The 19,491-nt window shown below is 73.9% G+C and carries 15 protein-coding genes and 2 pseudogenes; 11 read left to right on the top strand and 6 right to left on the bottom strand.

Translation table 11 applies throughout. From position 1 onward, the window contains the following. Positions 1 to 133 precede the first annotated feature (133 nt). The 4 genes and pseudogenes from ACW14Y_RS36005 to ACW14Y_RS36020 form a co-directional block, all read right to left on the bottom strand. Positions 134 to 550 (bottom strand): annotated as a pseudogene (locus ACW14Y_RS36005) (NPCBM/NEW2 domain-containing protein); the annotation flags it as partial. Positions 551 to 586: 36 nt separating this feature from the next. Further along, positions 587 to 2,260, bottom strand: a pseudogene (locus tag ACW14Y_RS36010) (NPCBM/NEW2 domain-containing protein); the annotation flags it as partial. A gap of 148 nt (positions 2,261 to 2,408) precedes the next feature. After that, positions 2,409 to 4,526 carry an alpha-galactosidase gene (locus ACW14Y_RS36015; protein ID WP_456984847.1) on the bottom strand — a complete coding sequence of 706 codons (2,118 nt, stop codon included), beginning with the start codon at positions 4,524 to 4,526 and terminating at the stop codon, positions 2,409 to 2,411. A gap of 494 nt (positions 4,527 to 5,020) precedes the next feature. Continuing rightward, the gene (locus ACW14Y_RS36020) at positions 5,021 to 5,830 is read right to left on the bottom strand and encodes a DeoR/GlpR family DNA-binding transcription regulator (protein WP_380311202.1); all 810 of its coding nucleotides are present in this window, start codon (positions 5,828 to 5,830) and stop codon (positions 5,021 to 5,023) included. A gap of 195 nt (positions 5,831 to 6,025) precedes the next feature. On the opposite strand from ACW14Y_RS36020, the gene ACW14Y_RS36025 reads away from it, so the two are divergent. Then, entirely contained in the window at positions 6,026 to 7,129 is a 1,104-nt protein-coding gene (locus ACW14Y_RS36025) for a trypsin-like serine peptidase (RefSeq protein WP_456984848.1), read from the top strand. Positions 7,130 to 7,254: 125 nt separating this feature from the next. On the opposite strand, the gene ACW14Y_RS36030 is transcribed toward ACW14Y_RS36025, so the two are convergent. Beyond that, complete coding sequence (locus ACW14Y_RS36030; protein ID WP_456984849.1) at positions 7,255 to 7,644, bottom strand: transglycosylase family protein; 390 nt, start codon at positions 7,642 to 7,644, stop codon at positions 7,255 to 7,257. A 563-nt stretch (positions 7,645 to 8,207) separates the two neighbouring features. Between ACW14Y_RS36030 and ACW14Y_RS36035 the strand changes: the two genes are divergently transcribed. Continuing rightward, the gene (locus ACW14Y_RS36035) at positions 8,208 to 8,621 is read left to right on the top strand and encodes a universal stress protein (protein ID WP_045943418.1); all 414 of its coding nucleotides are present in this window, start codon (positions 8,208 to 8,210) and stop codon (positions 8,619 to 8,621) included. A gap of 151 nt (positions 8,622 to 8,772) precedes the next feature. Here ACW14Y_RS36035 and ACW14Y_RS36040 read toward each other — a convergent pair whose 3' ends face one another. Further along, positions 8,773 to 9,078, bottom strand: a complete 306-nt coding sequence (locus ACW14Y_RS36040) for a chaplin (protein ID WP_380311208.1) — start codon at positions 9,076 to 9,078, stop codon at positions 8,773 to 8,775. Between the two features lie 316 nt (positions 9,079 to 9,394). Between ACW14Y_RS36040 and ACW14Y_RS36045 the strand changes: the two genes are divergently transcribed. The 9 genes from ACW14Y_RS36045 (at position 9,395) to yidD (ending at position 19,410) form a co-directional block, all read left to right on the top strand. Continuing rightward, positions 9,395 to 9,682 (top strand): hypothetical protein, encoded by a 288-nt coding sequence (locus ACW14Y_RS36045; protein WP_380395333.1) that lies wholly within the window; start codon positions 9,395 to 9,397, stop codon positions 9,680 to 9,682. 124 nt (positions 9,683 to 9,806) lie between these two features. Next, positions 9,807 to 11,495: a MocR-like pyridoxine biosynthesis transcription factor PdxR gene (gene pdxR, locus ACW14Y_RS36050; protein ID WP_456984850.1), complete on the top strand. Its 1,689-nt coding sequence runs from the start codon at positions 9,807 to 9,809 to the stop codon at positions 11,493 to 11,495. Between the two features lie 163 nt (positions 11,496 to 11,658). Next, positions 11,659 to 12,168: a hypothetical protein gene (locus ACW14Y_RS36055; protein WP_380312982.1), complete on the top strand. Its 510-nt coding sequence runs from the start codon at positions 11,659 to 11,661 to the stop codon at positions 12,166 to 12,168. 224 nt (positions 12,169 to 12,392) lie between these two features. Continuing rightward, on the top strand, positions 12,393 to 13,277 hold the full coding sequence (locus tag ACW14Y_RS36060; protein WP_456984851.1) for a DUF1963 domain-containing protein: 885 nt from the start codon (positions 12,393 to 12,395) through the stop codon (positions 13,275 to 13,277). Positions 13,278 to 13,427: 150 nt separating this feature from the next. Further along, complete coding sequence (locus ACW14Y_RS36065; RefSeq protein WP_380305171.1) at positions 13,428 to 14,510, top strand: hypothetical protein; 1,083 nt, start codon at positions 13,428 to 13,430, stop codon at positions 14,508 to 14,510. Positions 14,511 to 14,995: 485 nt separating this feature from the next. Beyond that, entirely contained in the window at positions 14,996 to 16,402 is a 1,407-nt protein-coding gene (locus tag ACW14Y_RS36070) for a family 2B encapsulin nanocompartment shell protein (protein WP_380305173.1), read from the top strand. A 248-nt stretch (positions 16,403 to 16,650) separates the two neighbouring features. Then, positions 16,651 to 17,706, top strand: coding sequence for a hypothetical protein (locus ACW14Y_RS36075; protein ID WP_456984852.1), 1,056 nt, complete (start codon positions 16,651 to 16,653; stop codon positions 17,704 to 17,706). A 160-nt stretch (positions 17,707 to 17,866) separates the two neighbouring features. Next, positions 17,867 to 18,640 (top strand): bestrophin-like domain, encoded by a 774-nt coding sequence (locus ACW14Y_RS36080; protein WP_380305179.1) that lies wholly within the window; start codon positions 17,867 to 17,869, stop codon positions 18,638 to 18,640. Positions 18,641 to 18,753: 113 nt separating this feature from the next. Further along, positions 18,754 to 19,410 (top strand): membrane protein insertion efficiency factor YidD, encoded by a 657-nt coding sequence (yidD, locus tag ACW14Y_RS36085; RefSeq protein WP_456984853.1) that lies wholly within the window; start codon positions 18,754 to 18,756, stop codon positions 19,408 to 19,410. Positions 19,411 to 19,491: the final 81 nt, after the last annotated feature.

The following is a 19,491-nucleotide window of genomic DNA, read 5'->3' on the forward strand; positions in this document are numbered from 1 at the left end:
CGGGCGCGGCGCCGGAAGTCCGGCACCGCGCCCGCCCTCGATCCGTCGGCCGTGTCCGGCGGCCCGGCGGGTGGGTGCCACCAGGTGGGCGGCACCGAACGAGCATCACCGAACGAGCGTCACCGGGTCGGCATCAGCAGGTGAGCACCGGCGCGGCCCAGTCGGCGTGGTCGCTGTTGGTGCCGTCGCCGCCGTCCGTCACCACGAGCCGCAGCTCGTTGGCCCCGGCCAGCGCCGCCGTCAGGTGCTTGACGCCGGACGCGGAGGTGACCCGGCCGCTGTCGGCGACCTTGGTGTCGTCGGCGTAGATCTCGAAGGAGACCGAACCCCGGCCCTGGGCCTCGGCGTCGATGCCGACATCGGTGCTGATCGAGGAGCAGGCGCCGCCGAGGTAGTAGACGATCTCGCTGAAGGCGTTGACGCCCAGGCCCTTGGCGTAGGTGGCACCGCCGATGGTGATGGTGCCGCCGTCCCGCGCCTGGTTGTCGCCGTTGCTCATGTCGCGCTCGACCGGGCCCCAGCTGTTGCCCGCCGCCGACCAGTTGAGGTCGGAGACCTGGTACGTCCCGGCGGCCGGACCGTCGCCGCAGGCGACCCGGACGTTCGCCCAGTCGGCGTGGTCCCAGGAGGTGCCGTCGCCGCCGTCGGTGACGACCAGCTTCAGCTCCTGCGCCCCGGTGAGGTCGGCGGTGAGCCGCCGCGCCGGGTCCTGGCCGGTGACCGGACCGCTGTCGGCGGCCTTCACACCGTCCTTGAAGACCTGGAACACCACCGAGCCGTTGCCGTAGGCGTCGTCGTCGATGCCGACGTCGGTGACCAGGTTGCGGCAGGTCCCGCCGAGGTGGAAGCCGACCTCACTGGGGGCGTGCACCCCGAGGCCGTTGGGGAACTGGGCGCCGCGGATGGTGATCGTCCCGCCGTCGCCGGCCACGTGGTCGCCGTTGCTGCGGTCGCGCTCCACCGGGCCCCAGAAGTTGGTCGCCGAGGTGAACGGCAGGTCGCTCAGCCGGGTCACGCCCGAGGGCGGGGAGACCGGCGAGCTCGGGGTGACCCGGAACATCGCCGTGCCGTGGCCGGGCACGACCGCGCTGATCGCGCCGTTGCCGGTGCTGGTCCTCTTCGACCACAGGTCCTTGACCTTGTAGGACTCGGCGCCGCCGATCCCGACCGCCTGCGCGGTGGTGCTGATGGTGGCGTCGTAGGAGCCCTCGTTGGTGAGGGTGACCGAACGGCTGCCGTCCGCCAGCGGCTTGCTCATCACCACCAGCCCGTTCTCCCGGGAGACCACGGAGCCCTGCTTGCCCAGCGGGTCCTGGTCCACCGCGATCACATCGGTGTTGGTGAGGATCTCCAGGGTCTCCGGCTCGGCGGTCCGCAGGTCGGTGCCGATCATCAGCGGGGCGGCCATCTGCGCCCAGAGGCTGAAGTGGGTCCGGTACTCGGTCCCGGTCATGCCGCCGTTGCCGACCTCCAGCATGTCCGGGTCGTTGAACGCCCCGGCCTTGGCGTAGTTCGCCAGGCCCTGGTTGGCCTGCGCTATGGAGATCATGCTCTGCCAGTTGTCGCTGATGTCACCGGTGGTGCGCCAGGAGTTGCCGACCGGCTGCGCCCAGTTCCACGGCCCGGTGCTGCCCCACTCGCAGATGCTGTAGAGGATCGAGCGGCCGGTCTTCTTCAGCGCGTCGCCCATGGCCTTGTACCGGGTCCGCGCGTCGACGCCCTTGTTGTTGCAGTTGTCGTACTTGAGGTAGTCGACGCCCCAGGACGCCCACAGGTCGGCGTCCTGCTGCTCGTGGCCGAGTCCGCCGGGGAAGCCCTTGACGTCACAGGTGTGGTCGCCGGCGCTGGAGTAGATGCCGAACTTCAGGCCCTTGCCGTGCACGTAGTCGGCGAGGGACTTGATGCCGTGCGGGAAGCGGACCGGGTCGGCCACCAGGTTGCCGCTCGCGTCGCGCTGGGGCAGGGCCCAGCAGTCGTCGAGGTTGACGTACTGGTAGCCGGCTGCCTTGAGGCCCTTGGAGACGAAGATGTCGGCGATGCCCTTGATCATCGCCTCGTTGAACTGGGCCCCGCAGTAGGTGGAGTTCCAGTTGTTGAAGCCCATCTGCGGCGTCAGGTTGAGGCCGTTGTCGAGGGCCGCGGCCGGCGGTGCGGTCGCGAGCTGGAGCCCCACCGTCACGGCGCCGCCGCCGGCGAACAGGGCTAGTGCGGTGAGCGCGGACGCGGCACGGCGCGCCGGTCGGGCGTCGGGGGTTCGCACGAATCCTCCATCGAGGGATCGGAGTTGGGCGGGGGAAACAGACCGGCCGGCCTGGCGGGGGAGCCGGGCGGCAGACCGGTCGGACCGGCTTGAGGGGGTGGGTGGTCCCGTCCGGATCACTCCGGGCGGGGCCGGTGGAGCGGGCGGCTCAGTTCAGCGGCGTCCAGGCCTGGCCGGCCGCGGCCGGGTTCGGCGGGTTCAGGACCACCGAGGAGGTCGGCGCGGACCGAGGGGCCTCCAGGGCGAGCCCGCTGGCGACGTTGGTGATGCTCAGCGCGCCGGTGGCGGCGTTCTGGGTGACCCGCCACTTCTGGTTCGGGCTGTTGGGGTCCCAGCGGTTCAGCACCCAGGCGGACGAGCCGTTGCCGCTGCCGCCGGTCAGGGTGCCGTGGGTCTGGGTGGGCGTGTCGCAGTTGTCGGTGATCCGGACGGTGCCGTCGGGGTTCGGGGTGAACTTCCACTGCTCCGAGGTGTGCCAGTCCCACCAGGTGTTGATGTCGGTGGCCGAGCCGTCGGGCGCGGAGCACATGCCGTTGACCTCCAGCACCTGCCCGCCGGTGCCGCCCGCGCTGATGCCGTGGTAGCGGCCGTCGCCGACGACCGCCGCCGGGACGGTGGTGGGCAGCGCCTTGAGGCGGTACATGGTGACGCCGTGGGCCGGGACCCAGCCGCCGAGGGAGTTGGTGAAGGTGCCGGTGGCGCCGGTCCAGAGGTCCTTGGCGGTGTAACCGGGGCCGGTCAGTCCGAGGTCGGCGAGCGTGGTGGTGATGTTCCGCCAGCCGGACGGGTCCTGGTTGATCAGCAGCACCGCCGTGTCGCCGTCGGCCAGTTGGCGCTTGAGCACGATCGGGTCGGTGGCGTTGTTCGGCGCGTGGCCGACCAGGGTGGCCGGCTTGGCGAGGCGGTCCTGGTTCACCGCGATGACGTCGGCGTTCTTGTAGACGGCGAGCGCCGAGTCGCTGATGCCGGTGGACCAGGTGTAACCCTGGTAGCTGCGCCGGGAGTCGGCGGCGGTCCGCAGGTCGGCACCGCTGATGAGCGGGGAGGCCATCATGGCGAGCACGGACATCTCGCTGCGCGACTCGTCGTCGGTCATCGGCTTGTGGCACACGCAGCTGTCGGTGGTGCCGTAGATGCCGTAGGGGTTCAGCCACCCCGCGAACATCATGTCCATGTCGTTCCAGCTGCCGGGCCGGACGTTGGCCGGGTACTGGAGTGCGGTCCGCAGCTGGCCGTTGTACAGCACGCCGTCCAGGTCCGGGCCCCGGTCGCCGCCGATCCGGCACAGGTTGGCGACCTGGCCGCACCACTTGCCGGTCGGCGCGTAGCCGGGCGCCTCGCGTTCCGGTGTGCCGGCGGCGACCACCACCGGATCGGTGCGGGCCGGGTCGTCGGCGGCCAGCAGGTAGGGCACGCCGGAGTGCACCGGCTGGGCGGACACGCTGAGGGTGACCCTGGGCCGGTTCCGCGCGGCCGAGGCGGCGTCCAGTGCCCGGCGGAAGTCCTGCACCCGGGCGTAGATGGAGCGGGTGAGCTCGCGGCCGATGCCCTGGGTGTAGTAGTCGTGGCCGTCGGGGCCGATGATCTTCGGCCCGTAGGGGCAGTCGTCGTACTTGACGTAGTCGACGCCCCAGGAGACGAAGTCGGCGGCGTCGACGGTCTCGTGGCCCAGGCTGCCGGGCCGGCCCTGGCAGGTGGTGTAGGTGGTGGTGGCGTAGAGGCCGAACTTCATGCCCTTGCTGTGCGCGTACCAGGAGAGGTACTCGATGCCGTTGAGCGTCCGGCCGTCGACGGTGCGGTCCGGGAACCGCTGCGGGTCGGGCACCAGGTGACCGCTCGTCAGGTCGAAGCCGTTGCCGTCGGTGCCGGCGACCGGGTTGCGGTTGGCGTCGTACAGCTGCATCGCGCCTTCGGCGGTCTTCGCGAAGTCGGCGCTCTGGCCGTCGCGGTGGCCCAGCGACCAGCCGTCGTCGATGGTGACGGTGTTGTAGCCGGCCGCGACCAGGCCGCGGGAGACCATGAAGTCGATGGTCTGGAGGACCTCCTGCTGGGTGACGGCGGTGCCGAGGGTGTTCCAGGAGTTCCAGCCCATCGGCGGGGTGAGGGCCTGTCCGTTCTCGACGGCGGCGGCGGGGGTCGCCGAGGGGCCGAGGGCGAGGGTGCCGAGTCCGGCCGAGGCGAGGGTCAGGGCGAGCAGCGTGCGGGGCACTGCTCGGAGCACGGCTCGGGACAGGCTGCGGGGGAGGTTCGGCGCGGTTCTGCGCATGGGCGCTCCAGGGCGCGAGTGGGGGTGGGTGGGGGTGCGTGGAGGCGCTGAGGTGCGGCAGGCAGGGGAGTCGCCGTGATGCTTTCTGTCTCTTTTTCGAACAGAAAGCAACGCAGCATAGACATGACTGAACCTGTCACTCAAGAGGGCGTGCGAACCGCGGAGGCCGTTGTCATTACTTGTCCCATATGGCGCGTCACGACTTGATCTCGGCGGCGAAGGGTACTTGACGGCCCATCAGAGGCAGGTGTGCAATTTCACATTGCGTTTGAATGTGTTTGGTTCTGGACGGTGTTGGGCCGCCGTCCATCGGCAGGACGGGAGGGCGCGGCAGTGGCCGCGAAGTGGATCGGGGTGTGGCTGGAGAAGGCGCGGCCCCGGCGCCTGCCCGCGCCCCGGCTCGGGTCCGTGCCCCGGCCCGTGCCTGTGCCCCGGCTCGGGTCCGTGCCCCGGCTCCGGTCCGTGCCCCGGCTCCTCCCTCGGCGAGGGGTCGGTCAGGCCTCCGCGACCGGGGCGACGACGAGCTCGCCGACGGTTTCCGTCAGGGCCGCCCGGGCCTGGGCGTTGAGCGCCGAATCGGTGACGAACACGTCGATCTCGTCGAGCGTGGCGAAGCCGCTGAGCGCGACCACGCCCCACTTGGTGTGGTCGGCGACGACGGCGACCCGGCGCGCGGAGGCGACCAGCGCCCGATTGGTCTGCGCCTCGGCGAGGTTGGGCGTGGTCAGACCGGCCCGCTCGGAGACGCCGTGGGCGCCCAGGATCAGCAGGTCGACGTGGAGCGAGCGGACGGCCTGGTCGGCCAGCGGCCCGACCAGCGCGGCCGAGGGCGTGGGCGCCCCGCCGGTCAGCAGCAGCGAGGGCGCGCCCGTCCCGTGCTCGTCGCCGGCCGAGCGGACCAGCTCCGCGACCGGCAGCGAGTTGGTGACGACGGTGAGCCGCGGGATGTGCAGCAGCCGGGCCGCGACCGCGTAGGCGGTGGTGCCCGCGGCGACGGCGATGACACTGCCCGGCTCGACCAGGGTGGCGGCGGCCTCGGCCACCGCGGCCTTCGCGGCCGACTCCAGGCCGGACTTGGCCTCGAAGCCCGGTTCGTCGATGGCGGTGTCCGAGGCGGAGACGGCGCCGCCGTGCACCTTCTTCACCACGCCCGAACGCTCCAGGGCGTCGAGGTCGCGCCGCACGGTCATGTCCGAGACGCCCAACTGGTCGACCAGCTCGGCGACGCGCACGGCCCCGCTGCGGCGCACCATCTCGGCGATCAGCGCTTGCCGCTGGTGGGCCAGCAGTCCGGTGTCCGCCACGGATGCGCTCCCTCGTGCTGGTGTGCCATCAGTCCCGACAGTCCGTAAAGGATACTGGCTGGCCGCATACGCCCGACCACCCAGGTGCGCGCCGATACACGACCGAGACGCCTTTACCGGATCCTGACCCGATCGCCGGGCGTCCGCGACGCAGTCCACACAGAAGCCGGATGTGTCCTGGCTAGCGTCCCGGTCATGTCCAAGACACCTGGAACCACCGCCAAGACACCGACCACCGCCGGGGCGCCCGGAAGCACCGCCACCGACCGGGCCCTCCGGCGTGGGCGCGCCGCCCTGGGGGTGCTGCTGGTGAGCGCGACCGCGGCGGCGCTGCTGCCGACCGCTGCGGTGGCCGCGGAACGCGAGTCCGTCACGACCCACGCGGGCGCCACGACCACCGAGGAGCGCGACCGGATCGACGGCTACTGGACGCCCGACCGGATGCGGCTCGCGGGCGCCCTCGTCCCCGAGATCACGCCCGTGCCCGAGGACGACCGCACGCCCGACGACCCCCGGCCGCTGCCCGCCGGCGCCCCGGACCCGGGGGCGGTCTGGACCCACGGCGGCGCGGTGAACCGCAGCGTGGGCCGGCTGTTCTTCACCTTCTCCGACGGCTACGACGGCAGCTGCACCGCCACCGTCGTCACCACCGCCAACCGCAGCACCGCCGTCACCGCCGCGCACTGTCTGCGGGGTGTCGGGTCCGCCACCGCCGACGACACCTGGCGCCACAACCTGTACTTCGTCCCCGGTTACCGCAACGGCACCAAACCGCTCGGCGGCTTCAGCGTCCGGAGCATGGCCACGTCCTCCCGCTGGGACGCCGACCCGGGCGGCACGACCTCGGACGCCGTCGCCGCGGCCGGCCACGACACCGGGATGCTGGTGCTGAACCGTTCGGCCGACGGGCGGCGGGTCGCCGAGGTCACCGGAAGCCAGCGGATCGCGTTCACCCGGCCCGTGGCGGGCGAGTTCGTCGACACCTTCGGGTATCCGAAGGACCGGCTCAACGATCCCGCAGCCAAGTACGCGGGCTCGCGCATGATCCACTGTGCCGGCCCCGCCCGCCAAGGTCCGGCGGCCCCGCTGCTGTGGGGCGAGTCCTGCGACATGTCGCACGGGGCCAGCGGAGGCCCCCACCTGATCGGCTTCGACCCCCGGACCGGTACCGGCACGGTCGTGGGCGTCACCACCACGACCGAGGAGCTCGCGGGCGGCAGCGCCGGCACGCTCTACGCGACCCGTCTGGGAGACGGCGCACGCCGTCTGTACGACTGGGCGGGTGGTCGGGCGGTCTGACGCCGGTCGGGTGTTCGTCCGTCGGGGGACGCACGACGCCGCTGGTCACCTGGCCGTCCCCGGGGTGGGGGTGGTCGGGTGCAGCGGCGTTGTTGTGGTGCGCCCCCTGTGTGGGGGTGGGGGTGTTACTTGGTGAGGCCGGCCTTGACGGAGCAGACGGGCCAGGCGCCGGGGCCCTGGGCGGCGAGGACCTTCTCGCCGATGGTGATCTGCTGGGCCTTGGTGGCCTGGTGGGCCTGGGGGGCGTAGGCGGTGCCGCCGAAGGCGGCCCAGGTGGAGCTGGTGAACTGGAGGCCGCCGTAGAAGCCGTTGCCGGAGTTGATGGCCCAGTTGCCGGTGGCCTCGCAGGCGGCGACCTTGTCCCAGACGCCGGCGGGGGCGGCGGAGGCGGTGTTGGCCGTGACGAGGCCGGCCACGGGGAGGGCGAGGACCGCCCCGGCCATCAGTGCCGTCCGGACGCGGTTGCGGCGCTTGGTGGCGGTGGTGGCGGTGGCGGTCTCGTTACGGAAGGTCATGGGTTTCCTTTGCGGAAGGGGATGCGGGCGTGCGGAACCAGGCCCTGGGGGCTTGTGGTTTCGCGGGGTTCGCACGGGGTGTTGCCGGTGAGCGGTGTGCTCGTTCGGTGCGACGCATTCGAAGTTACGGGGGTGGGGGTGGGGTTTCAAGGATTCGTAGGTTTAGGCACGTCAGTGGGGGGTTACCGTGGGTATGGATCTTGATATTGGCCTGTTTTGAAGGCATATGTCCGCATTTTCAAGATCGAATACTGGCTGGAAGTGGTCCGGGCCACTCCGGGGGGTCTGTGAGGCCGGGCACACGGTCGACGCGCGGTGGTGGTCCCGTCGCGCGGGGTGCGGGAATCGGGGTTCCGGGCGGGGTGCGGCGGTGGTGCCGGGTGGTCCGGGCCACAGCCCTCACCCGCCGTGCCCCGTGCGATCACCCACCGTGTCCGGCATAGCCTCGGGCCATGAGCAACGAGAGCGATGCGGAGCAGGGGTCGGCGGCCGCCGACGGGGCCGAGGAGCCGGGCGTGGCCGTGACGCCGTCCGGGTTCGAGCTGGGCACCGACGGGCCCAAGATGATCGTGGCGGGCCTCGACGGCTCGGATTCCTCCTGGCGGGCGACCGCCTACGCGGCGGGCCTGGCCCGGCGGCAGAACGCCACCCTGGCGATCGCGTACATCCAGCCGGTGCTGGGCGCGGCCACCGCGCTCGCGGGCGCCGCCGTCGAGGAGACCACCCAGGAGATCGCCGAGGAACTGCTCGCCGCCGTCCGTGAGGCCGAGCACCGGCTGCGCGACGTGTGGCGGGTGGAGTGGCGCTTCCTCACCGTGCGCGGCGACCCCTATACGGGCCTGGCCCGGCTGGCCGACGAGCTGCGGGCGGACGCGGTGGTGGTCGGCGCTTCCGAACAGGCGGGGCACCGGGTGATCGGATCGGTCGCGGTGCGGCTGGTCAAGGCGGGCCGCTGGCCGGTCACCGTGGTGCCGTAGCCGTAGCCGGTGGCTGGTGGCCGGTGGCCACTGCGGCTGGGGAGCGGGGAAAGGGGACGAGGGCCGCGGCCCCGGCGGGTGCCGGGGCCGGGGCCCTCGTGCGGTCGGTGCGGGGGCGCCGGGCGAACCTCGGGCGCGGGCCGGGCACCGGTCAGAGAATGGAGAGGCTGTTGCCGCAGATGTTGGTCTGGATGTTGATCGGGATCTGGATCTGGTTGCCGGACAGCACACCCGGGGAGTTGGCCACGACGCCGTTGGCGTAGGCGCCGCCCTCGTTGATGCAGACGGTGCCGCCGCCCCCGCCCGGGAGGCCGCCCGGGAGGCCGGCGTGGGCCGGGGCGGTCGGGGCGTGGTGCACGGGGGTGTCGCAGTCGAGCGCGAGGGCGGGGCCGGCGGAGAGGACCGCCAGTGCGGCGCCGAGGCCGGTGGCGAGCAGGTACTTCCTGGTGTTGGTCATGGCGAAGGAATAGCCAGTCGACACGCCTATAGCGACATAATCCGACCATAAGGTCACCCGATCGCAGGCGGAACCGCACACCGATGCAGGAGTCCCGCCGCCCGCCCGGCGCACCGGAGGGGCGGTCCGGCGGCCGCTGTGGTGCGGTCCGGCCCCGGAGTCCCCCCGCGCCGGTCCCGGTCGGAGAGCGGGGCCGGAACAGCACCCCGGCCCCGTGCACCCGGGACAGCCGCTCCCCGAAGCTCCGGGTACGGCCCCCACCGGGGTCGGACCACTCCGGCGGCGGCCGCCACCACGGCACGAACGGGAGACCCGCATGTACGCACACTGGGGTACCTTCACCAAGAACGACACCCTCGGCGACTGCCTCGGCCTGGCCCGGACCGCGCTGCAGCGCCAGGGCTTCCAGGTCTGGGACCTCGCGGGCGACGGCGACCACCAGGTGATCGGCGGCAACGCGGACGTGATCGCGATCGTCGTCTGCGTCCCGCAGTCCGGGAACATCTGGCTGACCGTCAGCGCCTGCTCCACCGACTCGACGCCGGCCGAGCGCACCCGCAACGACGTGCGCTCGTTCATCGTCGACTCGATCCGGATCGACTGACCGGTACTGAACCGCGCCGGACCGGCAGCGGACCGGCGGCGGACCGCGCCCGGCGGTCCGGCGGCCCCGGGGGCGGCAGGCCCGGCCCCGGGGCCGCCGCGGCCCGGCGCTAGGCTGCGGGACCATGACGGACACCTCGGTCGATCCGCCCCGGACACCCCGCCGCAGTCCCGCCGGAGCGGCCGAGGCACCGCGCCCGGCCGCCCGGTGGGGGCACCGGCCGGGCACCACCCGGCCGGACGACGGGAACGCCACCGCCGCCACCCGCCCCGCCGGCACCCGGCCCACCACCGCCCGCCCCGCCGAGAGCACGACGGGCGCGAACCGCTCGGCCCCCTCCGCCCCGTCGGCCGCCGGGCGCTCCGCCCCAGGGGCTGCCGGGGCCGCGGGATCCGCCGGCCCCACCGGGGCCGACCTCCACCTCGACCTGCCCGCCACCGGCAGCCGCCGGTCCGCCCTGATGGACGCCCTGCGCGAGGCGATCCGCAGCGGCCGGCTCGCCCCGGGCACCCGGCTGCCGCCCTACCGCGCGCTCGCCGCGGACCTCGGCATCGCCCGCAACACCGCCGCCGACGCCTACGCCGAGCTGGTCGCCGAGGGCTGGCTCACCGCCCGTCAGGGCTCCGGCACCACCGTCGCCGAACGGGCCGAACCCGTCCCCCCGACCCGGGCCCGCCGCTCCTCCCGCCCCCCGCGCCCCGCCCACGACCTGCGGCAGGGTCAGCCCGACGCCGCCGCCTTCCCGCGCACCGCCTGGCTCGCCGCCGGGCGCCGGGCGCTCACCGCCGCGCCCAACGAGGCGTTCGGGCCCGGTGATCCGCAGGGCCGGCGCGAACTGCGGGACGTGCTCGCCGACTACCTGGCCCGGGCCCGCGGCGTCCGCACCGACCCGGACCGGATCGTGGTCTGCTCGGGCTTCGCGCACGCGCTGCGGCTGCTGTTCGACGGCCCGCGGGCGGTCCTCCCGGCCCGGACGGCCGGGTCGCTCGCCGTCGAGGGCTACGGGCTGGCCTTCCACCGCGGGCTGCTGGCCGCCGCCGGGGCCACCACCCGCCCGCTCCCGCTCGACGAGCACGGCGCACGGGTGGGCGGGCTGGCGGAGGATCCGGAGATCCGCACCGCGCTGCTGACGCCCGCCCACCAGTTCCCGACCGGCGGACCGCTGCACCCAGGCCGGCGCGCGGCGGTGGTCGACTGGGCGCGCGGCCGCGGCGGGCTCGTCCTGGAGGACGACTACGACGGCGAGTTCCGCTACGACCGGCAGCCGGTCGGCGCCCTGCAGGGCCTGGACCCGGAGCGGGTGGTCTACCTGGGCACGGCCAGCAAGAGCCTCAGCCCCGCGCTGCGGCTCGGCTGGATGGTGCTGCCCGACCACCTGGTGGACCGGGTGCTGGCGGCGAAGGGCGAGCGGGAGGCCTGGGCCAGCGCCCTGGACCAGTTGACCCTCGCCGAGTTCATCGACTCCGGCGGCTACGACCGGCACGTCCGGCGGATGCGCCGCCGCTACCGCGACCGCCGGGACCGGCTGGTCGGCGCGCTGGCCGAGCACGCCCCGCACATCGAGGTCACCGGGATCGCGGCCGGGCTGCACGCGGTGCTCCGGCTCGCGCCCGGGACGGAGCGCTCGGTGCTCAAGGCCGCCGCCTACCGGGGGCTGGTCCTGGACGGCCTGGCCGACTACCGGCACCCGCTGCTCGCGGCGGAGGCGATGCCGGCGACGGACGGACTGGTCGTGGGCTACGCGACCCCGCCGGACCACGCCTACCCGGCGGCGCTGGAGGCGCTCTGCGCCATTCTGCCGCCGCCGCTCTGACGGTCGGGTGCGGAGGGTAGGCGTCCGGCCGCCGGGGAGTGGGCGGAACCGGGGCGCAATCGGGAGGTTATGGCCCGGGGCGTCCGCTCCGCTGTCATATGCCAGTACGGACCGGTACGGAGGCGGGCCCCGGCGCGGGCGGGGCCACCTACGCTCTTTGGTCATGCGCACTTCATTTCTGAGCCGTACCGGCCTGCCCGCGATCCTCGCCCTCCTCATCGGCCTGCTGCTGTCGGCCACCCCCGCCCACGCGGACACCCCGTTGCTGTCGGTCTCCGTCGACAAGACCACGGCCACCCCCGGCTCGGCCGTCACGCTGACGCTGACGCTGACCAACCCGCACGACACCGCCGCGTACTTCGTCTACGAGTCCGTCCAGCCGACCTACAACACCACCCTGAACACCGGCCTGAAGTACGCCTTCTCCTCCTGCGGCGGCAACGTCACCGCCTGCGACACCGGTGCCACCAGCGGACTGGTCCACCACTCCGTCCCGGTCGCCGCCGGCGCCACCACCACCGTCACGCTGACCTACACCATCGGCGCCGACTCGGTCTGCGGCAACGGCGCGCGGATCGACTTCTACACGTACCTCTACTACGAGTACGCCGCCGGTGCGGCCAGTGACTCCGGCATCTTCCAGGTCCCCGGCAACGAGATCACCTGCGCCTGAACCACTCCCACAGCCGGGCCGGCAGGTCGTCGGCCCGCTCCCCGTCAGGTGCCGATCATCCCCCCGTACCGGCACCTGACGGGGCCTTCGGCGTTCCCGGCCGCCGTTCCCGTCCGCTTCTCCCGACCGCCGTTCCCGCCGTTCCCACCGCGTCCGCCGTTGTCGCCCGCCGTGCGCGGGGTCGGCCGACCGGCGTTGTCGGACCCTCGTGGCAGGCTTGGCGCATGGCCGAACTCGTGACCACCGACACCCCCGTGGCCGCGCCCGCCGAGGGCGCGCCGCCGATTCCGGGCGACGTCGCGGAGCTGATCCGGGCCCGGGTCGGCGAGCGGCCGGCGCCCCTGGTGGAGCGGTTGTTCCGCTCCTCCCTGGTCCTGGACCGGCTGCCGGACCAGGACTCCTCGAACCCCTCGGACCCTGCGGACTTCCCGGACCCTTCGGGGCCCTCGGACCGCACCGGCGCCGCCCCCGGTCCGGACACGGTGCCGGTCGGGCAGCTCGGCGGCCTGCCCGCGCTTCCGGCGGGCACGGCCTGGCCCGAGGCCGGCGGCCGCCCGATGCAGCTGCTCGCCCAGCTCGACTGCGCCGCCCTCGCCGCGGCCTTCCGGTCCACCCGGCCGGGCACCGAGAGGTGGCCGCTGCCCGCCGAGGGACTGCTGCTCTTCTTCCACGACGAATGGCTCTCCGACTTCACCGGCCGGGGCTGCCGGGTGCTGCACGTCCCCGCCGGTGCGCCGCCCCGGCCGGCCCCGGCCGTCGAGCGGGGCACGCCCGCCGTCCCCGCCGTGCCGGTCCGGGCCGCCTGGGCGCTCTCCGCGCCGTCCTACCAGGACCAGGAGCTGGAGCGGCTGTTCCCGGACGACTTCCTGGTCGCCTTCGACCTCGCCCAGGACGTCGCGGAGCGGCTGCCCCGGCCCGAGGTCCGGCTGCTGGGCTGGTGCGACACGGACACCGGCCGACCCGAGGGCCACCGCCCGCTGCTCCAGATCGGGAGCGGCGCGCTGGCCGTCGACTGGGGCGAGTGCGTCAACGTCTCCTTCTGGATCTCCGAGGAGGACTTCGCGGTCGGCCGCCTCGACCGGGTCCGGCACGGCTTCGAGGTCGCCTGACCCCGGCCGGGCGGCCGCCCGGCCGTCCGGCAGGCGGGAGCCGGAGGGCTGGGCCTAGGGTGGAGGAAGGCCCGGGTGAGCGGTCGGCCGCGCGCGGTCGGACGCCGGTCCGGGCACGGCCGGAGCGTGCGGCGGAGCGGTGGGACGAACGTGGCCCCGAAGACAGACGCGGACCCCGAGCACCCGGACCCCGCACGACCGGAACACTCCGGGCGGCCGGGGCCCGCAGGCGAGCCCGACACCCCGGCGGCCGCCCCGAACGCGGTCCCCGGAGCGGCGAAGGAGGGCGCTCCCGTCGCCGAGCTGGTGCGCTCGATGCGGGCCCACCCCGCCCGGCTGCCGGAACTGCTCGCCGTCTTCGCCGTCCGCCACCGGGGCCCCCGGGCCGCGCGCCGGGTCGCGGCACTCCGCGCGGCCCATCCCGAGGCCACCACCGGCGACCTCGCCGCCCGGGCCGTCGACCACGCCCGGCTGGTCAGCCAGAGCGAGGGCGCCTTCGTCGGCGGGCCGTTCCTCTGGCTCATCCCGTTCGCCTTCTGCACCGCCCTGCTGGCCCAGGCGCAGCTGCTGCTGGAGCTGGCCGCCCTCGCCGGGAAGGACCCGACCGACCGGGCCCGTGCCCCCGAGCTGCTCGTCCTCCAGGGCGCCCACCCCGACCTCGCCGCCGCCGAACGGGCGCTCGCGGAGGGCCCGGAGCCCGACGCCTCCCGTCCCCCCGGCCGCCTCCGGGGGTTCCTGGAGCTGGTCCGGCGGATGGCCCGCCTGCTCGGCATCACCAGCGAGGACACTGTCCCGCCGCCGTCCCGCTGGCGGTCGGCGGGGGAGTGGTCGCTGCTGGCGCTGGTCCTCCTGATGGGTACCGTCGCCCCGCTGGTCTGGCTTCCGTACATGGCGCTGTCCTACACCTGGGCCACCGACCGGCTGGCGGTCCGCGGGGTGGCCCACTACTTCGGCGGCGACCCGTTCGGCTGGCCCGGACTGCACCGGGCCCGCGCGGACCCGGGGGTGGTGGCCGCGACGGGCCGGGCCCTGGCCGCGCTGCTCGTCCCGGTCGCGGCGGTGGCCGGGCTGCTGCTGGCCGACATCCGGCTCGCCGACAGCCGCTGGCCGGTGCTGGCCCCGGTCCTGATCGTCCTGTCCGTCACGGTGGGCGCGCTGTGGTGGACCGTGCACCGGCGCAACCTGCGGGAGGCCAGGCGCGCGGCCCGGTCGGAGGACGGGCCCGGGGAGTGACCGGGGCCGGGGGCCGGGCCCGGGAGGTGACCGGGGCGGGGCTCGGGGGCGCCCGCGGCGGGCCGGCCGGCACCCGGATTCGCACTCTGTTCGAGTCTCGAACAGGTGTTTGCAGGGCCGGTACCCCACCGGTCGGGGTGCCGGTCTTCGCGCTGCTCCGTTCGGGTGGGGTGAATCGTTCCTACGTCTGGACGATTCGCATGCGCAGAAACGTGACGGCCCACCGGCGCAAGGGTGACGGATTCAAACCTTCCGATCGGAGAGATTCACCCAATCGGGGGGCACTCGGTTGTCGTACGGGATGGGCCGTGCGGTGGTGATCTAGGGTTCCGGTGGATCGCCCGAGCGGGCGCACCGCATCGCGAAGACAGTCAACACCCGCACCGATACGCGTATCTGATGATCCGTCGATACCTGGCCCCCGGCTGCCGCCGGTCGCGCGACGGGTCGGCGTGACTGATCACACGAAATGGAGAACCCTGCCGATGACCGTGGAGACGGCCCCGGAGACACCGCAGGTGGCGCAGTCGAGCCTGACGACGGCTGCTGCCCGCAATCTCGCCACCACCACGAAGTCCGCGCCGCAGATGCAGGAGATCACCTCCCGCTGGCTGCTCAAGGTGCTGCCCTGGGTGCAGGCCGCCGGTGGCGCCTACCGGGTCAACCGCCGACTCACCTACACCGTCGGTGACGGCCGGGTCGAGTTCATCAAGACCGGTTCCCAGGTCCGGGTCATCCCGCAGGAGCTGGGTGAGCTGGCACTGCTGCGCGGGTTCGAGGACGACGAGGTGCTGACCGCGCTGGCCGACCGCTGCGAGCAGCGCGACTTCGGCCCGGGCGAGGTGCTGGCCGAGCGCGGTGACGCGGCGGACCGGATCTACCTGATCGCGCACGGCAAGATCAACCAGATCGGCACAGGCAAGTACGGTGACGAGACGGTGGTCGGCGTGCTCGGTGACGGCGACCGGTTCGGCGAGCAGTCCGTGCTCGACCAGGACGCCGTCTGGGAGTTCACCGCCAAGACGGTCACCGCGGGCACGGTGCTGTCGCTGCCCCGCCGCGACTTCGAGCAGATCCGGGACAACTCCCCGGCGCTGCAGGAGCACCTCACCGCCTTCCTGGCCCTGCCGCTCCAGCGCCAGAACGAGCGCGGCGAGGCCGAGATCGCCATGTCGGCCGGCCACCACGGCGAGTACCAGCTGCCGGGCGCCTTCGTGGACTACGAGTTGAAGCCGCGCGAGTACGAGCTGAGCGTCGCGCAGACGATCCTCAAGGTGCACACCCGGGTCGCCGACCTCTACAACCAGCCGATGAACCAGATCGAGCACCAGCTCCGGCTGACCATCGAGGCGCTGCGCGAGCGCCAGGAGCACGAGCTGGTCAACAACCCGGAGTTCGGCCTCCTCAACAACGCCGACTTCGCCCAGCGGATCCAGACCCACTCCGGCCCGCCCACCCCGGACGACCTGGACGAGCTGCTCAGCCGCCGCCGGGACCCGGACTACCTGCTCGCCCACCCGCGGGCGATCGCCGCGATCGGCCGTGAGCTGAACGCCCGCGGGATCTACCCGCACCACGTGGACCTCGGCGGACAGCAGGTGCCGGCCTGGCGCGGTGTGCCGATCCTGCCGTGCAACAAGATCCCGATCAGCAAGGAGAACACCAGCTCCATCCTGGTGATCCGGACCGGCGAGGACAACCAGGGCGTCATCGGCCTGCACCAGACCGGCCTCCCGGACGAGTACCAGCCGGGTCTCTCGGTCCGCTTCATGGGCATCGACGAGAAGGCGATCATCTCCTACCTGGTCAGCGCCTACTACTCGGCCGCGATCCTGGTGCCGGACGCCGTCGGTGTCCTGGAGAACGTCGAGATCGCCCACGGCCGCCACTGAGTCGCGTGCCGCGGCGTCACGTCGCGGCGCCGGTCCGCTCGCACGCCCGGGTCGCACGCCCCGGGGCGGCCGTAACCGGCTCTCCGCATGATCGTTTCACCTGATGCCGGACGGCCCGCCCACTGCGGCGGGCCGTCCGGTGTCGGCCCCCCTTCCGGCGTGGGCCGGTCCTCCTGACGACACGAGAGGTGCATGGAGCCCATGCCGCAGCACCAGCCGCCCCGGCGGATACCGATGGACGGGGCACCGTGACCGCGGACCGGGCGTCGGCGGACGGCGCCCCCAGCAGCCGCGCCGTCTTACCCGGAACCGGCCGCGCCAAGGGCGTCGACCCGCGGGCGCGGAGGGTCCGACTGGTCGGAGCGGCCGCCGGTGTGGTCGCGCTCTGCGCGCTGCTGACCGGCTCGGCCACCGCCCGCTCCTCGGCGGACCGGCACGGCGGGCACCCGCACGGCCCGGTCGTCGACACCTGCGTCCACACCGGTACCGGCGTGTCGGTCGGAGTGGGCCGGGACGGCGTGGGCACCGACGTGGACGTGGACGTCGAGGTGGGCGTGGACGTCGACCTCTCCGGAATCCTGCACCACCCGAAGCCGTGGCCCACCAGGCCCTGGCCGCCGAGGCCGACGCACCACCACCCGTGCCCCTCGCCGACGCTCACCCCGACGCCGACGCCGACGCCGACGCCGACGCCGACTCCCACGCCGACGCGGACGACGCCCACGCCGACTCCGACGCCCACCCCGAGCCCCACCGTGACGCCGACGCCCACCCCGACGCCGACCGTCACCCCCACTCCCACCCCGGTGCCGACCCCGCCGCCGGCTCCGACCCCGGCCCCGGTGCCGCCCGCACCGCCCGCCCCGACGCCGCGGCCCACCCCGCCGCCCGCGTCGCCCCGGCCGCCCGCGCCCACCCCGACGCCGTCACCGCCGAAGCCCTCGCCCGGACCCGCGAGCCCGCAGCCGTCCACGGCACCGGCGGTCCCGCCCCCGGTGCCGCCCGCTCCGGCGCCGCCGGCCCCGGTCCCGACGCCGACGCCGACGTCCCCGAAGCCCAGCCCGGTCCGCCCGGCCCCGACGCTGCGGCCCGTTCCGAAGGCCCAGCCCGTTCCGGCGCCGCCCGTGCACCACGGCCACTCGCCGACCCGGACCATGCTGGTGGTCACCGTGCCCGCGGTACTCGCCGTGGCGGCGCTGCGCCCGCGCGGTGGCGGAGGAGGCGGCCGGGGACGTGCCGGCGGTCGCGCCGGAGCCGGTGGTTCCGCCGGTTCGAGCGGCTCCGGCGGTTCGAGCGGCTCCTGACGCCGCCGCGCCCCCTGTTCCGTTCCTCCCGCTTGCGTCCTCGCCCGCCCGACCGGTGGGCCTTCCTGTTCCCCGTGTGCCGGGCCCGGTACGGCCCGACCCACCTGTCCGACTGATTCCGATCGACTCCCGTCGATCCCCGACCGAGAAAGGAGTCCCGATGTCCGAATGGTTGGCGCTGGCCATCGCCATGCTGGCGGCCTGTGCCGTGGTGGTGGCGGTGGTGCTGCTGAGGCACCGCCGCGCCGGTGCGGACGAGGACACCGACGAGACACCCGACGTCATCGAGTACATGACGATGATGATCGGCGTGGTCTACGCCATCGTGCTCGGCCTGGCCATCGCCGGAGTCTGGGAGACCCGCGGCGCGGCACAGGACGACGTCTTCCGCGAGGCGCAGGCGCTGCACGAGGTGAGCGCCCGTGCGCAGGTCTACCCGGTGGAGGTCCGCGACAAGATCCGGGCCGACGTCGACGCCTACGTCTCCTACGTGGTCGACGTGGAGTGGACGTACATGCGCGAGAACGGCGAGATCTCCGACCGGGGCACCGAGCTGCTGGACAAGCTGCGCACCGATGTGGCGACCCGCCCGCCGGCCTCCGACCTGGAGGCGCAGGCGTACCAGCCGATGCTGGACCGGATCAGCGTCGTCGACGACGCCCGCAACGCGCGCGGCCAGAACGCCGGCCCGAGCATGCCCGGCGTGGTCTGGTTCGGCCTGATCGTCGGCGCCGTGGTGACGGTGGGCATGGTGTTCTTCCTCCAGATCCGGCGCTCCCCGCGGGAGTTGATCCTGGCCGGTGCGTTCAGCGCGCTGATCGCCTTCCTGCTGTTCCTGATCTGGGACTTCGACGACCCGTTCGGCCGGAGCGTCTCGGTCACCACCCAGACGTTCACCGATCTGTTCCCCACCCTGGGTGGCGGCAGCGGCTGAGCGCACCGCGCGGGATTCTCCTGCGGGCCGACCCCCACGATCCGGGCCTTCGATAATCTGATCGGGCCGTTGGGGGTCGGCCCCGGCGTGCGCGCCGAGAGGAATCGCGAGCAGTGGCGTACCAGCAGCCCGGTCAGGGCGAGCAGTTCCCGACGACCCAGCGTCCCGGACGTGCCTGGTGGTGGCTGCCGGCCGAGGAACGGCGCGACCGCAAGCGGCGGCAGCAGGAGTGGAAGGCCTACCTGCGCCGGCACGGCGAGCGGAAGAAGGACAACGACTTCGACGACTTCCTGCCTCCCGGCTGCAGTGGCGGCGGGGGTGGCGGCGGTTGCCGGAGCGGTGGCAACGGCGGTGGTGGCAACGGCGGTTGTGGTGGCGGCAACGGGGGCTGCGGCGGGGGAGGCGGCGGGTGCGACGGGCCCTGCCTGCTCGCGCTGCTCCCGATGGCCCTGGTCGCGGGACTCCGGTTCGCCCTCACCGCCGGCCGGGGAGGCGCCGCCGGGGCCCGTGCGGCCGACCGGGCCGCGCCCGCGCCGAAGGGCCTGGTGGCCGGGGTGCTCTACGGCGCGGTGCGCCACTACCGCACCGAGATCAGCCCGAGGCGTCCCGCCTGCTGCCTGTACACGCCGAGCTGCTCCACCTACGCCGTGCAGGCCCTGCACCGGCACGGCGCGGTGCGCGGCGCCCGCCTCACGGCGGGCCGGCTGCTGCGCTGCCGCCCCTCGGCCGCCCGCCGCAGGAACGGCGTCGACCCGGTGCCGGAGCGCTGAACCGCCCAGGTGCCGGAGGGCCGAACCGCCCACGTGCGCCGCGTCGGACGGGGCACGCCTAGTCGCACGCGGGGCCCGACC

This window comes from Kitasatospora sp. cg17-2 (assembly GCF_054031055.1).

Bases quoted from the DNA above. Each gene is read 5' to 3' on its own strand.
- ACW14Y_RS36015 (WP_456984847.1), bottom strand. From the start codon at position 4,526: ATGCGCAGAACCGCGCCGAACCTCCCCCGCAGCCTGTCCCGAGCCGTG.
- ACW14Y_RS36025 (WP_456984848.1), top strand. From the start codon at position 6,026: ATGTCCAAGACACCTGGAACCACCGCCAAGACACCGACCACCGCCGGG.
- ACW14Y_RS36030 (WP_456984849.1), bottom strand. From the start codon at position 7,644: ATGACCTTCCGTAACGAGACCGCCACCGCCACCACCGCCACCAAGCGC.
- ACW14Y_RS36035 (WP_045943418.1), top strand. From the start codon at position 8,208: ATGATCGTGGCGGGCCTCGACGGCTCGGATTCCTCCTGGCGGGCGACC.
- ACW14Y_RS36040 (WP_380311208.1), bottom strand. From the start codon at position 9,078: ATGACCAACACCAGGAAGTACCTGCTCGCCACCGGCCTCGGCGCCGCA.
- ACW14Y_RS36045 (WP_380395333.1), top strand. From the start codon at position 9,395: ATGTACGCACACTGGGGTACCTTCACCAAGAACGACACCCTCGGCGAC.
- pdxR (WP_456984850.1), top strand. From the start codon at position 9,807: ATGACGGACACCTCGGTCGATCCGCCCCGGACACCCCGCCGCAGTCCC.
- ACW14Y_RS36055 (WP_380312982.1), top strand. From the start codon at position 11,659: ATGCGCACTTCATTTCTGAGCCGTACCGGCCTGCCCGCGATCCTCGCC.
- ACW14Y_RS36060 (WP_456984851.1), top strand. From the start codon at position 12,393: ATGGCCGAACTCGTGACCACCGACACCCCCGTGGCCGCGCCCGCCGAG.
- ACW14Y_RS36070 (WP_380305173.1), top strand. From the start codon at position 14,996: ATGACCGTGGAGACGGCCCCGGAGACACCGCAGGTGGCGCAGTCGAGC.
- ACW14Y_RS36080 (WP_380305179.1), top strand. From the start codon at position 17,867: ATGTCCGAATGGTTGGCGCTGGCCATCGCCATGCTGGCGGCCTGTGCC.